Genomic DNA, 17,272 nt, shown 5'->3' with positions numbered 1-17,272 from the left:
TATTAAGACTTTATAAGAACAGGAAAAAACATGGAACATCAAATTAATGGCGTTGCTTTGCCAAATGAAGCAGGTTTCTTTGGCAACTTTGGTGGTCAGTTCATTCCACCGCATTTAAAAGAAGCCATGGATGAAATTAACACGGCTTATGAAGAGATTCGTCATACCGCTGAGTTTCAGGATGAGTTAAACGACTTATTTAAAAACTATGTTGGCCGTCCAAGCCCATTGTTCCATGCCAAGCGTTTGTCTGATCAATTAGGCGGGGCGCAGATTTATCTAAAGCGTGAAGATCTGAACCATACCGGTGCGCATAAGATTAACCATTGTTTGGGTGAAGCGTTGCTTGCCAAATATATGGGCAAAAGAAAAGTCATTGCCGAGACAGGTGCGGGGCAACACGGCGTGGCTTTGGCAACGGCTTGTGCATTGGTTGGTATTCCATGTGAAATCCATATGGGTCAGGTTGATATCGAAAAAGAACATCCGAATGTTGTGAAGATGAAAATCTTGGGTGCGAAACTGGTTGCTGTGACTCAAGGGACTGCGACCTTAAAAGATGCAGTGGATAGCGCATTTGAAGAGTATTTAAAAGATCCTCAAAACTATATCTATGCCATTGGTTCGGTGGTTGGTCCACATCCATTCCCAAAAATGGTTCGTGATTTTCAATCGATTATTGGCAATGAAATCAAAACCCAGTCTAATGACCGTTTTGGTCAGAATCCAGATTATGTGGTTGCCTGTGTTGGTGGCGGTTCTAATGCGATTGGCGCATTCACCGCATTTTTAAATATGCCTGAAGTTCAATTAGTCGGTGTAGAACCTGCGGGTCATGGTCTGGATACCGACAAACACTCAGCCACTTTGACCTTGGGCAAGCCGGGGCAGATTCATGGTATGGCGTGCTATGTACTGGAAGATGATAACGGTGAGCCATTGCCAGTACATTCGATTGCATCAGGCTTGGATTATCCGGGTGTTGGGCCACAACATAGTTTCCTGAAAGAGCTTGGCCGTGTGCAATACGAAACAGCGACGGATCAGGAATGTTTGGACGCATTTATGACACTTTCACGTGTTGAAGGTATTGTTCCAGCCTTGGAAAGTTCGCATGCGGTGGCTTGGGCTTTACGTGAAGCGCCTAAGTTGGATAAGCACATTAACATTGTGGTCAATCTTTCTGGACGAGGCGATAAAGACTCGGATTATGTGGCAGAAAAGCTAGGCTTATAAGTTCTGACTGAATATCTCATTGTGAATAGACCGCTTCTTGTAGAGAGGCGGTTTTTTTATTGTTAAATCAACCTTAATCCCGTTAGAATAAAGCGTTTTGCAATTAGCACTTTTGGAGACGCCTAAGTGGAGCGACCGACAATCAGCCCTGAACATTTACAAGAAGCGGCTGAAAACCTAGTAACCATTCGAGATTTTGTTCGTTTTGGGGTAACCGCACTACGTCAATATGACGCGCACTTAGGTCAAGGTACTCAAGATTATTTTGCAGAGAGTTCTGCATTGGTACTACAAACACTATCACTTGAGTGGAAAGCGGACGCTGAAATTCTGGATGCCAAACTTTTACCAAGCGAAAAAGCAGAATTCCTCAGCTTGTTAGAACGTCGTATCAATGATCGTATTCCGACCTCATATTTATTGAACTTAGCCTATTTCTTCAATAAGCCATTCTATGTAGATGAGCGTGTTTTGATTCCGCGTTCACCGATTGCTGAGTTGATTGAACAACGTTTCGCACCATACTGCCTAGATGAAAATGGCCGTATGTTGGAAGCGTTAAACAACTTGCCTGAAAATAACAATCCGAAAACACCACAACGTATCTTGGATATGTGTACGGGTTCAGGTTGTATTGCGATTGCGTTAGCTTATGCTTTTCCAGAATCAGAAGTCGATGCGACTGATATTTCAAAAGAAGCACTGGAAGTGGCTTCAATCAACACTGAGCACCATGATAAACAGTATCAAGTGGCTTTACTTGAATCTGACTTGTTCTCAAAAATCCCTGCTGAAAACCAATATGACCTGATCGTCAGCAATCCACCGTATGTGGATGCAGAAGATATGGCGGATTTACCAGAAGAATTCTTACATGAGCCTGAGCTTGCACTGGCTGCGGGGCAAGATGGCTTAGATTTAGTCCGTAAAATGTTAGCCCAAGCTGCTGATTACTTAACGGAAGATGGCCTGATTGTGATTGAAGTGGGTAACTCTGAATGGGCAATGCGTCAGAACTTCAATACAGTTGACTTCCATTGGCTCACTTTCCAAAAAGGCGGTACTGGTATTTTTGCTTTAACTGCTGAACAATGCCGCCGTTATAAAGAAGTCTTTCAGCAATCAGTTCAAAACTAAGGGGTTAAAGCATGGCAGGGAATAGTATTGGGCAACTGTTTCGAGTAACAACCTGTGGCGAGTCACATGGTGCGGGCTTGATGGCGATTGTCGATGGCGTGCCGCCTGATCTTGAGCTTTGTGAAGCAGATTTGCAAAAAGATTTAGACCGCCGTAAACCGGGAACATCGAAGTTTGCAACGCAACGTAAAGAACCAGATCAAGTTGAGATTATCTCGGGTGTTTTCGAAGGTAAAACCACAGGAACATCGATTGGTTTATTGATCCGTAACACGGATCAGAAATCAAAAGACTACGGCAATATTGCTCAAACTTTCCGTCCAGGCCATGCAGATTACACGTATACGCAAAAGTACGGCTTCCGTGACTATCGTGGTGGCGGTCGTTCCAGCGCCCGTGAAACGGCGATGCGTGTCGCGGCAGGCGCAATTGCCAAGAAATATCTTGCTGAAAAATTTGGTATTGATATTCGTGGACATGTCACACAAATCGGTAATGAAGTCGCTGAAAAACTGGATTGGGCAGAAGTGCCAAATAATCCATTCTTCTGCGGTGACGTTGATGCGGTTCCGCGTTTTGAACAGTTGGTCACTGCTTTACGTGAGCAAGGGACCAGTTGTGGCGCAAAACTTGAAATCGTTGCTGAAAAAGTACCTGTGGGTTGGGGCGAGCCTGTATTTGATCGTTTAGATGCAGATATTGCCCATGCCATGATGAGCATCAATGCGGTTAAAGGTGTAGAAATTGGTGATGGTTTTGCGGTTGCTGGGCAGTTTGGTCACGAGACTCGTGATGAGCTGACAACAGACGGATTCCTTGCTAATCATGCAGGCGGTATCTTAGGTGGAATCTCAAGCGGTCAGAGCATTCGTGTTGCGATTGCATTGAAACCGACTGCAAGTATTACCACACCAGGTAAAACCATTACGATTGAACGTGAAAATACTGATGTATTGACCAAAGGTCGTCATGATCCGTGTGTCGGTGTACGTGCAACACCAATTGCTGAAGCAATGCTTGCGATCGTGTTAATGGATCATTTTTTAAGACATCGTGCACAAAATGCAGATGTTGTTGCTCCATTTAAACCAATCGAACCATAATAAAAATATTAAGCCGCACATATAATTTATTATATCTGCGGCTTGTGTCACGTTTTAAAATACTTATATTAAATTAGTTTAATATTCATTTAATAATCATTAATGAATTATAATGCTTCAGAAATCATATTATCTGATGTTGCAATGTGATATTGATTTCGACCATTACTTTTTGCGATATATAATGCATGATCCGCTTGTGCAACAAACTCAGAAAGACTGTCACCTACACAGGGAACCATTGTTGCAACACCTACGCTAATGGTCACATGTTTTGAAACATTGCTACGTGGGTGCAAAATTCCAATATTACGTACTAACTCCATCAGTCTTTGTACCTGAGTAATGGCTTGATCACGGTCAGTCATTGAGAAGAGTAGTAGAAACTCTTCTCCACCATAACGTGCAGCCAGATCACCACTACGCGAGGCGATAGAGCCCAACATAATCGCAATACGTCTCAGGCATTGATCGCCTTGAATATGTCCTAAAGTATCGTTGTAGAGCTTAAAGAAGTCGATATCAATCATCATGATGGTAATCGGCATTTCATGGCGTGTTGCTCTTTTCCACTCATTTTCCAATACTTCATCTAGGTAGCGTCGGTTGGCAAGACCAGTTAAAGCATCTTGCTGGGATAAAATAGACAACTGTTGTGCTTGTCGCATCAATTCTAAACGGTTAAGTTCAATCATACAGTTCTGCAAATAATTCTCACGGTGCTGGCGATCAGTTGCATAAGCAAGTGCCATACCCAGAAAACTACTGAAGGTGTAAGTACGGTTGAGGAAGGTCCAATCAATTGCCCCGCTAAACCATGTACTCGCTGCAATACCAATCAATCCGCCGACCCAACCAGCAATGATGGCTGTGTAGAAACGCATTCCTACAAAGGCATAGATGATGACAACTGCATACATCATCGCAGCATGGAACAGGACATTATTTTGACTTTGCTTCAATACGTTAATGATGGTGAAAGAGATTGCAACGGCACCTGTTGAGCCGATACAAACATAGTAATCGAACCACTTATTCATGCTTGGCAGGAACGAAAGTAACCATGCCAATGTAATGATGATACCCACCCAACCGTAGGTTGCCATCCAAGTAATACGTAGGTCTGTGGGTAAAACCTGATAAATACCGAAGCTTAGAAATAGATATAAACCTAAAATAATAGGGGCGCGATAGCGGAACTCATGCGCAGCCTCATTTCTGTACTGATCTCGATAGATCACTTCTAATTCTTTAGGAAACCAAACTAAATTTAGCCCGCGAGAAATTAACAAGTCGATTTGTTCTTGTCCCAAAATATTGGAAGCTTTCAACTTCATCTTATCTCTCACCACTCCCAAATGTTGTTATAAATGTCAAAATAGGGATTATTTTTTTACTACGTTACACTGATTTAAATAGAATGTGTATTAGATTATAAAAAAATATTAATTTTTATATAAGGGTCATTGCCTAATATAATGATTCAAGTTTAAATTAGATTCAAGAAATAAAAACTGTTACAAACTAAATCACAAACGATTGTATCTTTACGGTATTAGGATACAATTTATAAAAAAGCAGCAATCATCGAAGATGATTGGATTAAGTCATACGAAATAGGATGCATCGCAATGACTGCTATGAATCAATATGGAACAAAATTAGAAATTACACCCCATTCGGGTTGGGCGCAACGATTCTGGGATGAATTATTACCCTCAAAAGAACGAGTGAGTAAACATCCGTTATTCTTAGATATGGCCAATGGCTGTTTAAGCCTTGAATGCTTTCGTTCAGCCTTACTGAATTTTTATCCACTGGTCGCACATTTTCCTTCCTATATGGCGGGATCGCTAGCGAAAGCGACTGCTTTTTCACTGGAAGGGGTAACGGAAACTCGAGACTGGCTGATTCAAAACATCAAAGTTGAGGAGCGGCATTTGAACTGGTATCAGGACTGGGCGGGGGGCTTTGGTCTAACAGTTGAAATGTTGAATAACGTGAAGCCACCTGTTGCAATGAATGCGGTGAATCACTTCTTGTGGGATGTTAATTTTCGTGGAAGTCTAGCAGAGAGTATTGCAGCGACTAATCTTGCGATAGAGTGGGCGACAGGTGATTGGACCATTCAGGTCTATAAAGGGATTCAAACCTATACTCAACATCCTGAAGTAAACATCAACAAGCGTTCTCTAGCATGGTTAAGAGCACATGCACATTATGATGATCTACATCCCTATGAAGCGATGGAGCTGATTAAGCGCTTATGTGATAAAGACCCTGTGCAGCAAAGAAAAGCTTTCTTAGCGGCAAAGGAAGGGCTTGAATATTATGAACTCGCCTTAGATGAGTGCTATAAGCTACAGCATAAAAATTAAGGATTCGGGTATTCAGCCTGAATTAGATCTGATTTATATATGTGATAAAAGTCTCCTTGGTTTTCGGAACTAAGGAGGCTTAATTGCTTATGCTGTTTAAATCTTAAACCATCGCAGGGTCACTCACAGAGTCTTCACCTGTTTCTACACGCCCAGCAAAACGGCGATAAAACTTAGCATCTTGAGTACAGGTCACGGCAAAATCATACCATTGCCAAGCATCTTTCAATTCCCAATGCTGAGTGGCACTTTGTCCTGCTTTTACAGTTAGTTTCAGTGGAGCATCCGTCTGATAAACCACAGGGCTGATCACCAACTCAATATCTTTAGTGCCCGTATTGTTTAGATCGACATACACATTGCCGTTGGCTATATCATAGCAAACACGAATCTCAGGATTGATTTGCAGATCTTGATTTCGGTTCAGATCACCCTTGAAATGTCGATGAAAGCCATTCGGTCCCATCACCCAAAGATCGTATAAGCCTTGATTGTCTTTCTGTACATTCCAGACATCATCTAGGCCTTTTCCTGCCTCTACAATGTAACGGCGTGGAACTCGACTTAAATTTAATTTGTCGTAGACATGAAACACCGCACCTTGAGTCCCTGTATTTGAAAACAGCAGTGGTATGATCAAATACTTGAGAGTTGACAATCCCCCCACGACTCCAAGGTGAAATCACAAATAAGGGAACGCGGGGACCAGGACCATAAACACCATTATCCTTATTCGGTTGGCTGGTACTACCTAGCGGTGCATCATGCACATAGTATTCATGACGCATATCCGCTGGGCTGAGGGTTGATTTACCTGCATATGTATTATCTGGTTGCAATGTTGGTGCTGATGGGGAAGGAACATGGTCAAAATAACCATCATTTTCATCAAAATTAATCAGAAAAACAGTTTTACTCCAAACTTCAGGCACGGCTGTTAATGCATCTAAGATTTCTTGAATAAACCATGAGCCTTGTACGGGACTTGATGGTCCAGGATGTTCACAGTAAATGGAAGGTGCATTGATCCATGATACCTGTGGCAATTTGCCAGTTTTGATATCATTTTTAAATGCATCTAGGAATTCTTCAGGTTTATTACCGGGTAAGGTATTGGCAATGCCTTTATAAAGTGGATTCTTGGCATTGTCCGTGGTGGCATCATAGGCTTTATAAGGTAACTTTTGCGCAGCCTTGTTATAAGGACTATTGGGTGCTCCACCACTTGAGACTGGATAACCCGAATCGATATTAGCTTTTCTAAAGCTGCGGAAGGCACCTAACATGTTATCGCCCCATTCATCGGGCATATTTTGATAACAAATCCAATTGATTCCTGCTTCTTCTAGGCGTTCAGCATAGGTTTTCCATGTATAACCAACATCCACCGTTTTAGGATCGCCATCAATCCAGTCCCATTCATTATTCACAAATGCGGTACTGGTCGGCACTGCACCATTGGTTCCTGTTAGATGGAATGAACGATTGGCATCTGTACCAGTATGCATAGCGCAGTGATAAGCATCACAAATGGTAAATGCATTGGCCAATGCAAATTGATAAGGGATTTCCTGTTCCTTGAAATAGCCCATGGCATAGTCAGTTTTATAGGTTGGCCAGTTTGACATACGGCCATTGTCCCATGCTTTTTGGCTATCTACCCAAGTGTGATTGGTACCAGGTGCGCGTTGAGCATTATTGCTTGAGCCATCTAAATGGAAGGGTGTTAATAATGCGCCATTACTGCGTTGTTGCTGCCAAACGGTACGTCCATTTTGCAAAGGAATGGTGAAACGATCGGCAAAACCACGAACGCCTTTTAAGGTCCCAAAATAATGGTCAAATGAGCGGTTTTCCTGCATGAGGATCACGACATGCTCTACATCTTGAATAGTACCTGTTTTATTATTGGCAGGAATGGCTAAAGCTTTTTGAATGCTGGCTGGAAAGGTGGTCAAAGCGGCAGCGCCAAAACCTGTTTTAAGTGTATTTGCTAAAAATTGACGACGATTAATCACGATATTTTCCCTATCTAGTTGTTCTTATGCTTATGGTGCACAGCGCATGACTGGTTTTTTGCTGTCATCAGGTTTCGCTGCGACCTGATCGTTGTTTGAGTCATTACACGCGGTGAGTGCGAATAGAAAGGGGAAAACATAAACACATGCCAACCATCGTTTGGTTTTTTTCAACATTTGCTTCATCCATAACAAAGATGTCAACACACTAGACAGACCGTGTGACAGCTCAGTGTCATCTTTATGACGATTCATTGACGTTTCATATGAAAATGGGCCGTAATGCAGGCAAGAAAACGTTTGCATAGCCGTGTTTTGTTGAGGCCTGAAACGCTTAGAGGAAATGCTGTAATTGTCGAAGGATAAGCGAGACTGGTTTTAAGGATGAAGAAGAAGCGGCGTGGCTGTCTTTTGAGTATTGTAAAAATTAGTTTTAAAAATTCAATTAATCATCAGATGTATAGAGATTACGGTGCAAAACAGAGGTGATCATTTTCTTATTTTTTGTTAACATATTATTAATGATTCTCATTATCCTTTGAAAATGTCTGATCCAATCAATACGCTCTATCGTCAACATCATTCTTGGTTGTATCAATGGTTGAAACGACGTCTCAATCAAAGTGAAGATGCTGCAGATTTAGCTCACGATACATTTATTCGTATTTTGAAACGTAAAGATCAATTGTATTTTGATCAGCCGCGTGCGTTGTTAACCACAGTTGCCAAAGGTATATTAATTAATTGGTACCAGCGCAAGTCGATAGAAAAAGCTTATTTGGAAGCACTAAGTAGTCGACCTGAGTATGATGAGATTAGTCCTGAACAAAAAATATCTGCAATTGAATCATTATGCTTGATCAACCAACTGTTAAATCAAATGCCTGAACGTCAACAGCAGGTGTTTATCTGGTCACAACTTGAAGGGCTTACCCAGCAAGAGATTGCGAATCGTTTGAATATTTGTACACGAACGGTTATGCGAGATTTGGTTGCAGTACTGACTCAATGTTTAGCGATCATGGATTGAGATTGACATGTCTCAAACACAAATCTTAAAAGAGGCCGCTGAATGGATTGTGCTGATTCAGGCATCAGCATTAACCGAGGCTCAACAGGTCAAATTTGAAGCGTGGAAAAATCAAAGCGAAGCACATCAAACCGCATGGCTTAAAGCTGAGTATTTACTGAGCAGTTTTGAGTATTTTCCTGAAAATGGCCATGAAATCATAAAAAAAGGCAATCAAGCTGCACAGTTTCAGTGGAGCAAACATCTTGTCGTGGCCTGTATTGCGTGTCTGGGCAGTATCATTGCATGGAATTCTGATTATAAATATTTGTGGTTTTCAGATTACAGTACGGCCATTGGTCAACAGAAGAATGTGACACTTGAGGATGGAACAGAACTTCAATTAAATACAGATACAGCACTTGATGTTCGCTATACACCACATCAACGGACGCTAAAATTACACTATGGCGAAATACAGATTCATACTGCGAAAGAGACTCAAAACCATCGTCCCTTTTTTGTCGAGACTGAAAATGCGCATTTACAAGCACTGGGAACAATTTTTAATGTGCAGTACCTCAAAAATAAACAACTGCAAACCTGTTTAGCTGTGATTGAAAGTGCGGTCAAGGTTACTTTGAATCAATCTAAAAAAATGACAGTTGTGCGGGCAGGTGAGCAGTTATGTTTTGATAGAACAGACTTTAAAGCATTGGGGCAGCTTGATCCGAATGTATTGGTTTGGAAAAATCAGATGATTATGGCATTTGAAATGCCTATAGAGCAGTTATTGCAAGAGATTGGGCGTTATCAGCATCAATATGTTGATCTCGACCCTCAATTGAAATCATTAAAGGTCTCTGGTTCTTATCCTGTCAATAACTTGACGCAGTTGCAGTCCGCTTTGGAATTAAGCTATCCGATTCGTATGCAACGACATTTTGGCGATCATGTCATTACAATTCAGGCTAAAAATGAAAAAGCAGAAAAATAATTGAAAATTGCTGTCAGCTTTTTGGCTTTGGACGGGTAATACAGTTAAACCTAAATAACTGGAGAAATCTTATGGCAACTTCATTCGTCCTCAATCAGCTTGCATCACGGTTAAAAATTGAAACCGCCAGCCAGCATCAACAGATGCATCTTTTGATGGAGAAAGCTCAAGTATTTGCTGATACAGAGCGTTATGCAAAATTTACCTTGGCTCAATATTATTTTCAGCAAAATGTAGAATATTTATTCCGGCACCCTGAGGTTTCAGCGCTTATTTCAGATTTGGATATCAGAGGGCGATCTCAAGCAGCCTTATTGGATCTTTATGACCTACAGCTCAAACCTGAAGCTCAAGAATTACTTACTGAAAAGGTTGGCTTTCCTGAAGCTTTAGGCTGGATTTATGTCTCGGAAGGTTCAACTTTAGGTGCAGCATTTTTATTTAAACAAGCACAACAGCTTTTAGGACTAACTGCTGAGTTTGGGGCACGTAATTTGGCTGCATATCCAGAAGGTCGAGCAAGGGTATGGAAGCACTTCATTACTGAATTGGATACTGCTCAATTGAGTGAGAGTGAACAAGATCAAGTTATTTTAGGAGCCAAACAGGCATTTGATTACTTTGGCAGCTTGCTGAAAAATATTGATTAAGCAGCAACCCTATGCCAAAAAATGCTTCTATAAGGTATAAGGCGAAAAGTACAGATTGCAGTGATGTAGATACTTTACACGCACCGCAAAAAGAAAAACTCCATGCATCGATCATCATGCGTGGAGTGTATATCGCTCTAACCATTATTTGTCTAATTTTGGCAGTGCTGGGTATCGTATTACCTGGCGTGCCTACTTTTGATTTCTTATTCCTCGCTACCTTTTTTGCTGCTAAAGGTTCTGCAAAATTGCATTGCTGGATTCATCAAAATCGTTACATCCATCTGCTGCTTACCCAATATACGGGTGGATTTAAATCCATTTCCCGTTTACGTAAATATATGATGACATTAACGATTGTTTTAATTTTGATCAGCTTGATACTTTCATCTTTGCATTTGCACATCAAGTTAACTTTCATGTTTATTTTATTTGTTTTCGTACTGTGGATATGGAGCCGAGCAGAAAAAATTGAAATTTAATGTCATATTTTTGGAAATCACTGGGTAATGATTATTGAAAATGAAAATCATTACTCAGTGTGGATCTTCCAATGAAATTTAAAAAGCAAACATTAGCAATACTCATACACTGTTTTTGTATCAGTGGGGCTTATGCAGAAATACATACCTCTATTCAGGTATTAGACAAGCCAGCTGTAGAGAGAACCTATCAAATTGCAGAGAACCCATTGGGCTACGTGCTGTCAAGTTTTGCAGCGCAGTCTGGTATCGTCTTAAGTTATGATTCTGAGCAGTTAAAAGGTCTGAAAAGTAAGGGAATATCAGGAAAGTATTCAGTTCAGCAAGGTTTTGACTATCTCTTGGCGGATCAACCTTATCAAGTCATCAAACAAGGGCAAACCTATCTCTTAGTTCCCAAAAACAGTTCCATGCTCAGCCATGCGGAAACACTGACTTCTCATGCAAATACGCATTCACACTTAGAGCAGGATGCTAAAGCTATTGTGGTCATGCCAGAAATAAAAGTGAATGCCGAACAACAAAACCAAAAGGTAAATACCACTCATCTTGATCGAGAACAGATTAGCCGATTTAGAGGAACGGGTAATGGGGATGTGTTTTCCGATATTGCAGGTGTACAGGTCAACAGCTTACGTAATGAGGCAGGTGCAATAGATATTGGAATCCGTGGCATGCAGGGTGAAGGGCGTGTTCCAGTGATCATTGACGGTAGTTTACAGTCCAGTCATACCTTCCGAGGTTATCAGGGCGAGAGTGACCGTACTTATATCGATATGGATTTGATCAGCCAAATCGAGGTTGAAAAAGGTGCATCTCGGGCTAAGTTTAGCGTAGGTGGAATTGGAGGGATTGTAAAAATGCGAACCCTAAGTGCCAATGATATTTTATTGCCAAATCAAAATGCCGGTGTCATGCTCAAAGGAAGCTTTTATAACAATAACAGAACACCACAAACCTCAGACAATGAAAAGGAGCAAATGTCTTATTTGCTGCACAATAAAATTTCATCTAACAATTTTCAAAATGGTGCTGGCACATTGGCACTGGCTTATCGGAACGATATGTTTGACTTAGTCGCTGCTTATAGTAAGCGAGAAGTTGGTAATTACTATGCTGGAAAACATGGCATTGAGTATTACGAAAAGCGGGATATTGTCGATGTTGGTCCAGGTCAAGAGGTGGTGAATACCAGTTATCAAAGTGATTCAGGCATTATTAAAGCTGGAATGAATATCACTGATGAACATCGTGTCGAAGTAAATTTACGTCGTCATGTCCAAAAAGCGGGTGAAGTCATGGCTTTTTATTGGAATCGATCTAAAGTGATTGACCCTAACTCACCACCATATGGATATATCGATGACGAGTATGTTGAGCCTAAATATATAGAAGGTGCTTATACCATGCCGCAGTGGTCTTTAGGTTCAGCAGCCGTTAATGCATTCAGTACCAGTTATACTTATAAGCCGAAACATAACTCTTTGGTAGATCTCGAATTAGGTGTTTGGCATACCAACGCTAAATATCGCCAGCACAATGGCATGATTGGGATGAAGAATTCCAGTTATGGAGATCAATACTGGGGGAGTTTCCAAGATTATCGTAGTGGTCTGAATCTAGAAAATACCAGTAAATTTGATCAGGTCACATTGAATTATGGCTTAACCTACGATGAACAGCGTATGAAGCCGCGCCATCTAGTTGATCATGAAATTGCACGGGATGGATTACGCAAAGAGTCCTCAGTTTTCCTCAATGGCGACTATGTTTTTAATGACTTTAGTTTAAGTTTAGGGAGTAAATGGCATAAAGCCAAAGTGGAAGACTATGGTGATCAGTATCGACCAATGACACCTGTGGCGCATTCAGATTTAAATAACAAGGGTTATGCTGTACGTGACTTTGGAGGAAATATCGATTGGATGTCCCAACTCAACTATAAGTTATGGGACGGTATTGATCTTTATGGAAAACTCTCCAATACACATCGTAGCCCAAGTCTGTTTGAATCAACTGTTTCAGGTCAAACCTTTAGTTATGATCCAGACCTGCCGGTTAAACCTGAAAATTCACGTCTTATTGAGTTAGGATTTATCGGTGAGCGTGACAACGTGTTTGCTCAAGATGACCATTTGAAATTTAACCTGAATTATTTCCGTAATCAGACGAAAGATTTTCTGACACAGGGCGTGCAAAGAAAGGATATTCCGAACCCAATTACACCTGACTTTATTCTTCCCTATACAAGCTCTTATACATTCGTCAATTACAATCAAGTTGTAATGAAGGGCTTGGAGTTTGATCTTTCCTATAATCATCCGAGTTTCTTTGCCAGTTTGAATGGAACCTTGTATCAAGCACCTAAAGTCTGTCCTGCAAATAAATCAGAGTGTAATGAAGTGGGTGATTCTTGGAGTCTGATTTCTACCCGTCTGCCACCGCGAAAGATTTTTAATATTACGGTAGGCAAAAACCTATTTGAAAATAAACTTGTGGTCGGTGCTCGTGCTAAGTACCACTCGGAAAAGACAAACCCTAAAGGTTGGTTGGCCGGTACAGGTGTAAGTGGACGAGCTGTGACTGAAATTTCTTCTGAAACTTTAATTGATCTGTTTGCAAGCTATAAGTGGAGTCCAAATGTTGCCTTGTCATTTAATGTCGATAACTTAACAAATCGCTATAACTTTGATCCTGGTACGGTAATTGGTATGCCGATCCCAGGACGTACCATCAAAGCAGGCATTGAAATGAAGTTCTAACAGATAAAACGATAAGGTTCTTAGTCTAGAGCCTTATCGTTTTTTATTACAGTGGATTCATTCTATCGTCAAAATTTTCCAGTAACGGGAATGCTAAGGCTTGTAAATCATCTATGTTTTGCAAGTAATGTTCGAAATCAATCACAATCTTTTGTCTATCTTGTTGGCTGATATAAGGCACATGATAAGCAATAAATGGAGGCAGTACCTCAAAGCCGACATAGGCAAGTGTGCCACGTTGCAACGATGATAAATAATGCTCTATCGGCCCATGTACAGAACCTTCACCAAACATATGTTCACGGCCACCGAGTGTTAAACATAACATGGCTTTTTTTCCTGTCATACCACCATGGTTATAAAAACGTTTGCCGCCGTAAAAGAGACCAGAGACAAATACACGGTCAATCCAACCCTTTAAAATGGCTGGTACAGAGGTCCAATACAAAGGAAAGCTAAAAATAACCAGATCAGCACGTTGAACTTTTTCAATTTCCGCTTGAATATCTGCTGAAAATTGCTGCTGTTTAAATGCATGACGCTGTTCCAAAGCATAATTAAAATAATCCGGTTGGTTCAGGCTGCCAAAATCATCTTTAGAAGCAACAGGGTTAAAGTTCATTTCATAGAGATCGGAAACCTCGACAGTATGACCTTGCTGTTCAAAGGTTTGCTGTGCTGTATTCTTAAGCGCAGAGGTAAATGACTGCTGTTCAGGATGTGCATGAACGATCAAAATATGCATGATTTCACCAGTTTAAAATCTGAGTTTTTTGATAGAGCTACTATGCTTAAACCGAGAAAGATGTCATAGTTCATTAACCGCCAATATTTACCATTTTACGCCAAATTTTCACTGTTTCATGGAGACTGCATGAATCCAGAATTACCCGGTACTTATGTCAATCTATTAGTAGATGTCATACAAAAATGGAATGTATCTTCAGAACAACTTTTGTCTGGAACAGGGATTTCTGCACATACTTTAAATGCGCCGTTTTGGTATGTAGATTTCGATATCTTCAATCATTTATTGGATAAAGCAGCTTTACTGACGCATGAACCTGCGATTAGTCTTTATCTTGCAGAGGAAATGCGAGTCTCTTGCTATGGTCATGTCGGCATTGCTGCAACTGCTTCTGAAACATTAGGTGATGCAATCAAGATTCTAGAGCAATTTATTGGCTTACATTGTTCTGTGTTTAAACCTAAATTAAAGATAGAAGGTGACTTGGCTTATTTGTATTTCAACCAACCTTCGCAAAAATTCAAGTTAAATCGACATGGAATGATGTTTTTGATCTTGGGTTTTTCACAAATTTTGGAAAATTTAGCCCAAAATAAACTTGGAATCCTCTTTAAGTTCCAACAAGACAAACCAGATTTTTATAAGAACACTCAAAAATTCAATCATTCAAATATCAGTTTTGAGTGTGAAAAAGATTGTTTAAGCTTCCATAAGGCATTGCTATCACTTCCACTAAAAACTGCAGATGCATTATTAGCTCGGCTCAGCAAACAACAATGTGAGCAAGATGCTGATAAGCTTGCGCTGAAAAGGGATCAAAAAAATCGCTTGGATTCACAGGTCAAAGCCTTGCTATATGATGAAGATGTTGGCTTCTTATCGCTGAAACAGGTTGCTGAAAAACTCCATCTCTCGGAGCGTACCCTACAGCGACAGTTAAGCAATAAACAAACGTCTTTCCAGAGTCTTGTGGCCGAAGTACGCAGGAATCAGGCGGAGCAGTTATTAAAACAGCCCAAGCTTTCGATTGAGCAAATTGCAGAGCGTTTAGGCTATGCCGATATTTCCCATTTTTCACGGGCATTTAAAAAGTGGACCAATGTAACGCCTAAGTTTTTCCGTGAAGTCAGCATTGGTCGACTTTCTTCATAGAGATTAGCTCCACCAATATCGAAGGATATGGAAAAAAATTGGCGCAGAGAAACAGATCGAGTCGATACGATCTAACATACCGCCGTGACCTTGAATAAGCTGTCCCCAATCTTTCACGCCACGATCGCGTTTGATCGCAGACATGACCAGTCCACCAAAGAAACCAAAAATACAAACAATCAAGCCAATCAGAGCCGCTTGCCAGTAATTAAATGGGGTTAGGGATGACATTAATACACCGAGTGCGGTTGCGAGAACAATACCGCCAATCAGTCCTTCTACGGTTTTTGATGGGGAAAGCGTAGGGGCTACTTTATGCTTTCCAAAAAGTTTGCCGCATACATATTGCAGCACATCCGAGGCTTGCACCACCATAATTAGCCAAATCGCCAACCAAATTTTTTCCCCTTTAAATTGGGGTAAATCCAGATTTAACAGGGCTGGGACATGTGAGATACAGAACACACTCACCATAAGCCCCCATTGGATTTTGGCACTGCGTTCCAAGAAGTGTGTGGTATCTTCCAGCTTTAAACTGGCGATGGGGATGAGCAAGAACACATACAGCGGAATGAAAATCGAAAACAACCCATACCAATTGGTATAGACCAAATAGTATTGATAGGGAATAACAAAGTAGAACGCAATCAGCAATGGCAGATAGTCGCCACGCCGTGTTGGTAGTAAACTAATAAATTCACGTAATGCAAAAAATGAAATAAGGCCAAACAAGACAATAAAAGCAGTTTTTCCCAATAGAATGGCGGCTGCCAAGACTATTAGCATGATCCACCACGCATTGATACGCGCATTCAGGTTATCAATAACAGGAGAAGGGGTTGCACCTGCCTTTTGTTTGAGGATAAAGCCAATACTTGAGGCAATAATCAAAATGACTGCAAAGATGCCAAACAATAGATAAGTTTGTTGTAGGTTGTCTAAACTCATTGGTTCTCGGCCTCTTTTAATTTCAATAATTGCTGCTGAGCATGCTGCAAGAATTGATCTTTGCCCGTGAGTTGATCAAGTGCTAAGGGTTCACCAAAGATGACCGTCGAGAGTAGAGGCAAGGGGATAAATGCGCCTTTAGGCATGACTCGTTTTAAATTAGAAATCCAAACTGGCACAACTTCAACGTCAGGGAATTGTTGGCTGAGATGATAAAGACCACTTTTAAATTGCAGCATTTCGACATCATCATTTAAATTACGTGTCCCTTCAGGGAAGAAAATAATGGAATAGCCTTCTGCCAAGACATCTTTTACTGGCTGTAATGGATCTTGCTGATCACTACGGTTACGTTGAATGGTAACACCTGAAAAAGTATCTTGAATCAAAAAGCGTCTAAGTCCATCTTTAAGCCAATAATCTGATGCTGCAATTGGTCGTGTTTTGCGACGGATGTGAGTGGGTAAAGAAGACCATAATAAAATGAAATCAATATGGCTATTATGGTTGGCATAATAGATCCGTTGCTTAAGTTCAGGTTCACAGCCGACCCATAAACTTCGTGCGCCAGTTAACAAGCGTGCACCACGACGGGTAAGAAATGCGATAAAACGAGCAACGGATTGCGTAATTATATTCTTTTTCATTCAAC

Annotated in this window: 15 protein-coding genes and 1 pseudogene; 10 read left to right on the top strand and 6 right to left on the bottom strand. The window is 40.9% G+C overall.

Features of this window, described 5'->3' with window-relative positions; all coding sequences use genetic code 11:
• The first annotated feature begins 30 nt into the window (after window positions 1-30).
• The 3 genes from trpB to aroC all read left to right on the top strand — a co-directional run bounded on the left by trpB (window position 31) and on the right by aroC (window position 3,476).
• Window positions 31-1,236, top strand: a complete 1,206-nt coding sequence (gene trpB / locus WA352_RS07020) for a tryptophan synthase subunit beta (protein ID WP_033134493.1) — start codon at window positions 31-33, stop codon at window positions 1,234-1,236.
• A 126-nt stretch (window positions 1,237-1,362) separates the two neighbouring features.
• Window positions 1,363-2,373, top strand: a complete 1,011-nt coding sequence (gene prmB / locus WA352_RS07015) for a 50S ribosomal protein L3 N(5)-glutamine methyltransferase (RefSeq protein WP_033134494.1) — start codon at window positions 1,363-1,365, stop codon at window positions 2,371-2,373.
• A gap of 11 nt (window positions 2,374-2,384) precedes the next feature.
• Complete coding sequence (gene aroC / locus WA352_RS07010) at window positions 2,385-3,476, top strand: chorismate synthase (RefSeq protein ID WP_033134495.1); 1,092 nt, start codon at window positions 2,385-2,387, stop codon at window positions 3,474-3,476.
• Window positions 3,477-3,583: 107 nt separating this feature from the next.
• On the opposite strand, the gene WA352_RS07005 is transcribed toward aroC, so the two are convergent.
• Window positions 3,584-4,813, bottom strand: coding sequence for a GGDEF domain-containing protein (locus WA352_RS07005; protein ID WP_336141653.1), 1,230 nt, complete (start codon window positions 4,811-4,813; stop codon window positions 3,584-3,586).
• A gap of 294 nt (window positions 4,814-5,107) precedes the next feature.
• Here WA352_RS07005 and WA352_RS07000 point away from each other — a divergent pair, with 294 nt between their 5' ends.
• Window positions 5,108-5,854 (top strand): TenA family transcriptional regulator, encoded by a 747-nt coding sequence (locus WA352_RS07000; RefSeq protein WP_033134496.1) that lies wholly within the window; start codon window positions 5,108-5,110, stop codon window positions 5,852-5,854.
• A 103-nt stretch (window positions 5,855-5,957) separates the two neighbouring features.
• On the opposite strand, the pseudogene WA352_RS06995 reads toward WA352_RS07000, so the two are convergent.
• Window positions 5,958-7,872 (bottom strand): annotated as a pseudogene (locus tag WA352_RS06995) (phosphocholine-specific phospholipase C).
• Between the two features lie 30 nt (window positions 7,873-7,902).
• Window positions 7,903-8,127 (bottom strand): hypothetical protein, encoded by a 225-nt coding sequence (locus WA352_RS06990; RefSeq protein WP_033134498.1) that lies wholly within the window; start codon window positions 8,125-8,127, stop codon window positions 7,903-7,905.
• Between the two features lie 289 nt (window positions 8,128-8,416).
• On the opposite strand from WA352_RS06990, the gene WA352_RS06985 reads away from it, so the two are divergent.
• From WA352_RS06985 to WA352_RS06965, 5 genes are all read left to right on the top strand, one after another.
• A complete protein-coding gene (locus WA352_RS06985; protein ID WP_033134499.1) occupies window positions 8,417-8,902 on the top strand; it encodes a sigma-70 family RNA polymerase sigma factor in 486 nt (161 codons plus the stop codon).
• Between the two features lie 7 nt (window positions 8,903-8,909).
• Complete coding sequence (locus tag WA352_RS06980; RefSeq protein ID WP_033134500.1) at window positions 8,910-9,878, top strand: FecR domain-containing protein; 969 nt, start codon at window positions 8,910-8,912, stop codon at window positions 9,876-9,878.
• Window positions 9,879-9,949: 71 nt separating this feature from the next.
• Window positions 9,950-10,528: a biliverdin-producing heme oxygenase gene (locus tag WA352_RS06975; RefSeq protein WP_033134501.1), complete on the top strand. Its 579-nt coding sequence runs from the start codon at window positions 9,950-9,952 to the stop codon at window positions 10,526-10,528.
• 11 nt (window positions 10,529-10,539) lie between these two features.
• Window positions 10,540-11,010: a YbaN family protein gene (locus WA352_RS06970; RefSeq protein WP_033134502.1), complete on the top strand. Its 471-nt coding sequence runs from the start codon at window positions 10,540-10,542 to the stop codon at window positions 11,008-11,010.
• A 71-nt stretch (window positions 11,011-11,081) separates the two neighbouring features.
• Window positions 11,082-13,772 carry a TonB-dependent receptor gene (locus tag WA352_RS06965; RefSeq protein WP_033134503.1) on the top strand — a complete coding sequence of 897 codons (2,691 nt, stop codon included), beginning with the start codon at window positions 11,082-11,084 and terminating at the stop codon, window positions 13,770-13,772.
• A gap of 46 nt (window positions 13,773-13,818) precedes the next feature.
• On the opposite strand, the gene WA352_RS06960 is transcribed toward WA352_RS06965, so the two are convergent.
• On the bottom strand, window positions 13,819-14,517 hold the full coding sequence (locus WA352_RS06960) for an NAD(P)H-dependent oxidoreductase (RefSeq protein ID WP_033134504.1): 699 nt from the start codon (window positions 14,515-14,517) through the stop codon (window positions 13,819-13,821).
• A 129-nt stretch (window positions 14,518-14,646) separates the two neighbouring features.
• On the opposite strand from WA352_RS06960, the gene WA352_RS06955 reads away from it, so the two are divergent.
• Entirely contained in the window at window positions 14,647-15,672 is a 1,026-nt protein-coding gene (locus tag WA352_RS06955) for an AraC family transcriptional regulator (protein ID WP_033134505.1), read from the top strand.
• Window positions 15,673-15,675: 3 nt separating this feature from the next.
• Here the strand turns inward: WA352_RS06955 and WA352_RS06950 are convergent, their stop codons facing one another.
• Window positions 15,676-16,620 (bottom strand): phosphatidate cytidylyltransferase, encoded by a 945-nt coding sequence (locus WA352_RS06950; protein ID WP_033134506.1) that lies wholly within the window; start codon window positions 16,618-16,620, stop codon window positions 15,676-15,678.
• On the bottom strand, window positions 16,617-17,267 hold the full coding sequence (locus WA352_RS06945; RefSeq protein WP_004807180.1) for a lysophospholipid acyltransferase family protein: 651 nt from the start codon (window positions 17,265-17,267) through the stop codon (window positions 16,617-16,619). Before WA352_RS06945 ends, WA352_RS06950 begins: the two co-directional genes overlap by 4 nt.
• Window positions 17,268-17,272: the final 5 nt, after the last annotated feature.

It is taken from the genome of Acinetobacter sp. 102, assembly GCF_037028485.1.
In the GTDB taxonomy this organism is placed as follows: domain Bacteria; phylum Pseudomonadota; class Gammaproteobacteria; order Pseudomonadales; family Moraxellaceae; genus Acinetobacter; species Acinetobacter higginsii.
The sequence above is the reverse complement of the archived record's forward strand: the minus strand, read 5'-3'. Positions and strand labels throughout refer to the sequence as shown.

What these genes read in the sequence shown, in the direction of transcription:
- trpB (WP_033134493.1), top strand. Translation starts at nt 31, where the DNA reads ATGGAACATCAAATTAATGGCGTTGCTTTGCCAAATGAAGCAGGTTTC.
- aroC (WP_033134495.1), top strand. Translation starts at nt 2,385, where the DNA reads ATGGCAGGGAATAGTATTGGGCAACTGTTTCGAGTAACAACCTGTGGC.
- WA352_RS07005 (WP_336141653.1), bottom strand. Translation starts at nt 4,813, where the DNA reads ATGAAGTTGAAAGCTTCCAATATTTTGGGACAAGAACAAATCGACTTG.
- WA352_RS07000 (WP_033134496.1), top strand. Translation starts at nt 5,108, where the DNA reads ATGACTGCTATGAATCAATATGGAACAAAATTAGAAATTACACCCCAT.
- WA352_RS06990 (WP_033134498.1), bottom strand. Translation starts at nt 8,127, where the DNA reads ATGAATCGTCATAAAGATGACACTGAGCTGTCACACGGTCTGTCTAGT.
- WA352_RS06985 (WP_033134499.1), top strand. Translation starts at nt 8,417, where the DNA reads ATGTCTGATCCAATCAATACGCTCTATCGTCAACATCATTCTTGGTTG.
- WA352_RS06980 (WP_033134500.1), top strand. Translation starts at nt 8,910, where the DNA reads ATGTCTCAAACACAAATCTTAAAAGAGGCCGCTGAATGGATTGTGCTG.
- WA352_RS06975 (WP_033134501.1), top strand. Translation starts at nt 9,950, where the DNA reads ATGGCAACTTCATTCGTCCTCAATCAGCTTGCATCACGGTTAAAAATT.
- WA352_RS06970 (WP_033134502.1), top strand. Translation starts at nt 10,540, where the DNA reads ATGCCAAAAAATGCTTCTATAAGGTATAAGGCGAAAAGTACAGATTGC.
- WA352_RS06965 (WP_033134503.1), top strand. Translation starts at nt 11,082, where the DNA reads ATGAAATTTAAAAAGCAAACATTAGCAATACTCATACACTGTTTTTGT.
- WA352_RS06960 (WP_033134504.1), bottom strand. Translation starts at nt 14,517, where the DNA reads ATGCATATTTTGATCGTTCATGCACATCCTGAACAGCAGTCATTTACC.
- WA352_RS06955 (WP_033134505.1), top strand. Translation starts at nt 14,647, where the DNA reads ATGAATCCAGAATTACCCGGTACTTATGTCAATCTATTAGTAGATGTC.
- WA352_RS06950 (WP_033134506.1), bottom strand. Translation starts at nt 16,620, where the DNA reads ATGAGTTTAGACAACCTACAACAAACTTATCTATTGTTTGGCATCTTT.
- WA352_RS06945 (WP_004807180.1), bottom strand. Translation starts at nt 17,267, where the DNA reads ATGAAAAAGAATATAATTACGCAATCCGTTGCTCGTTTTATCGCATTT.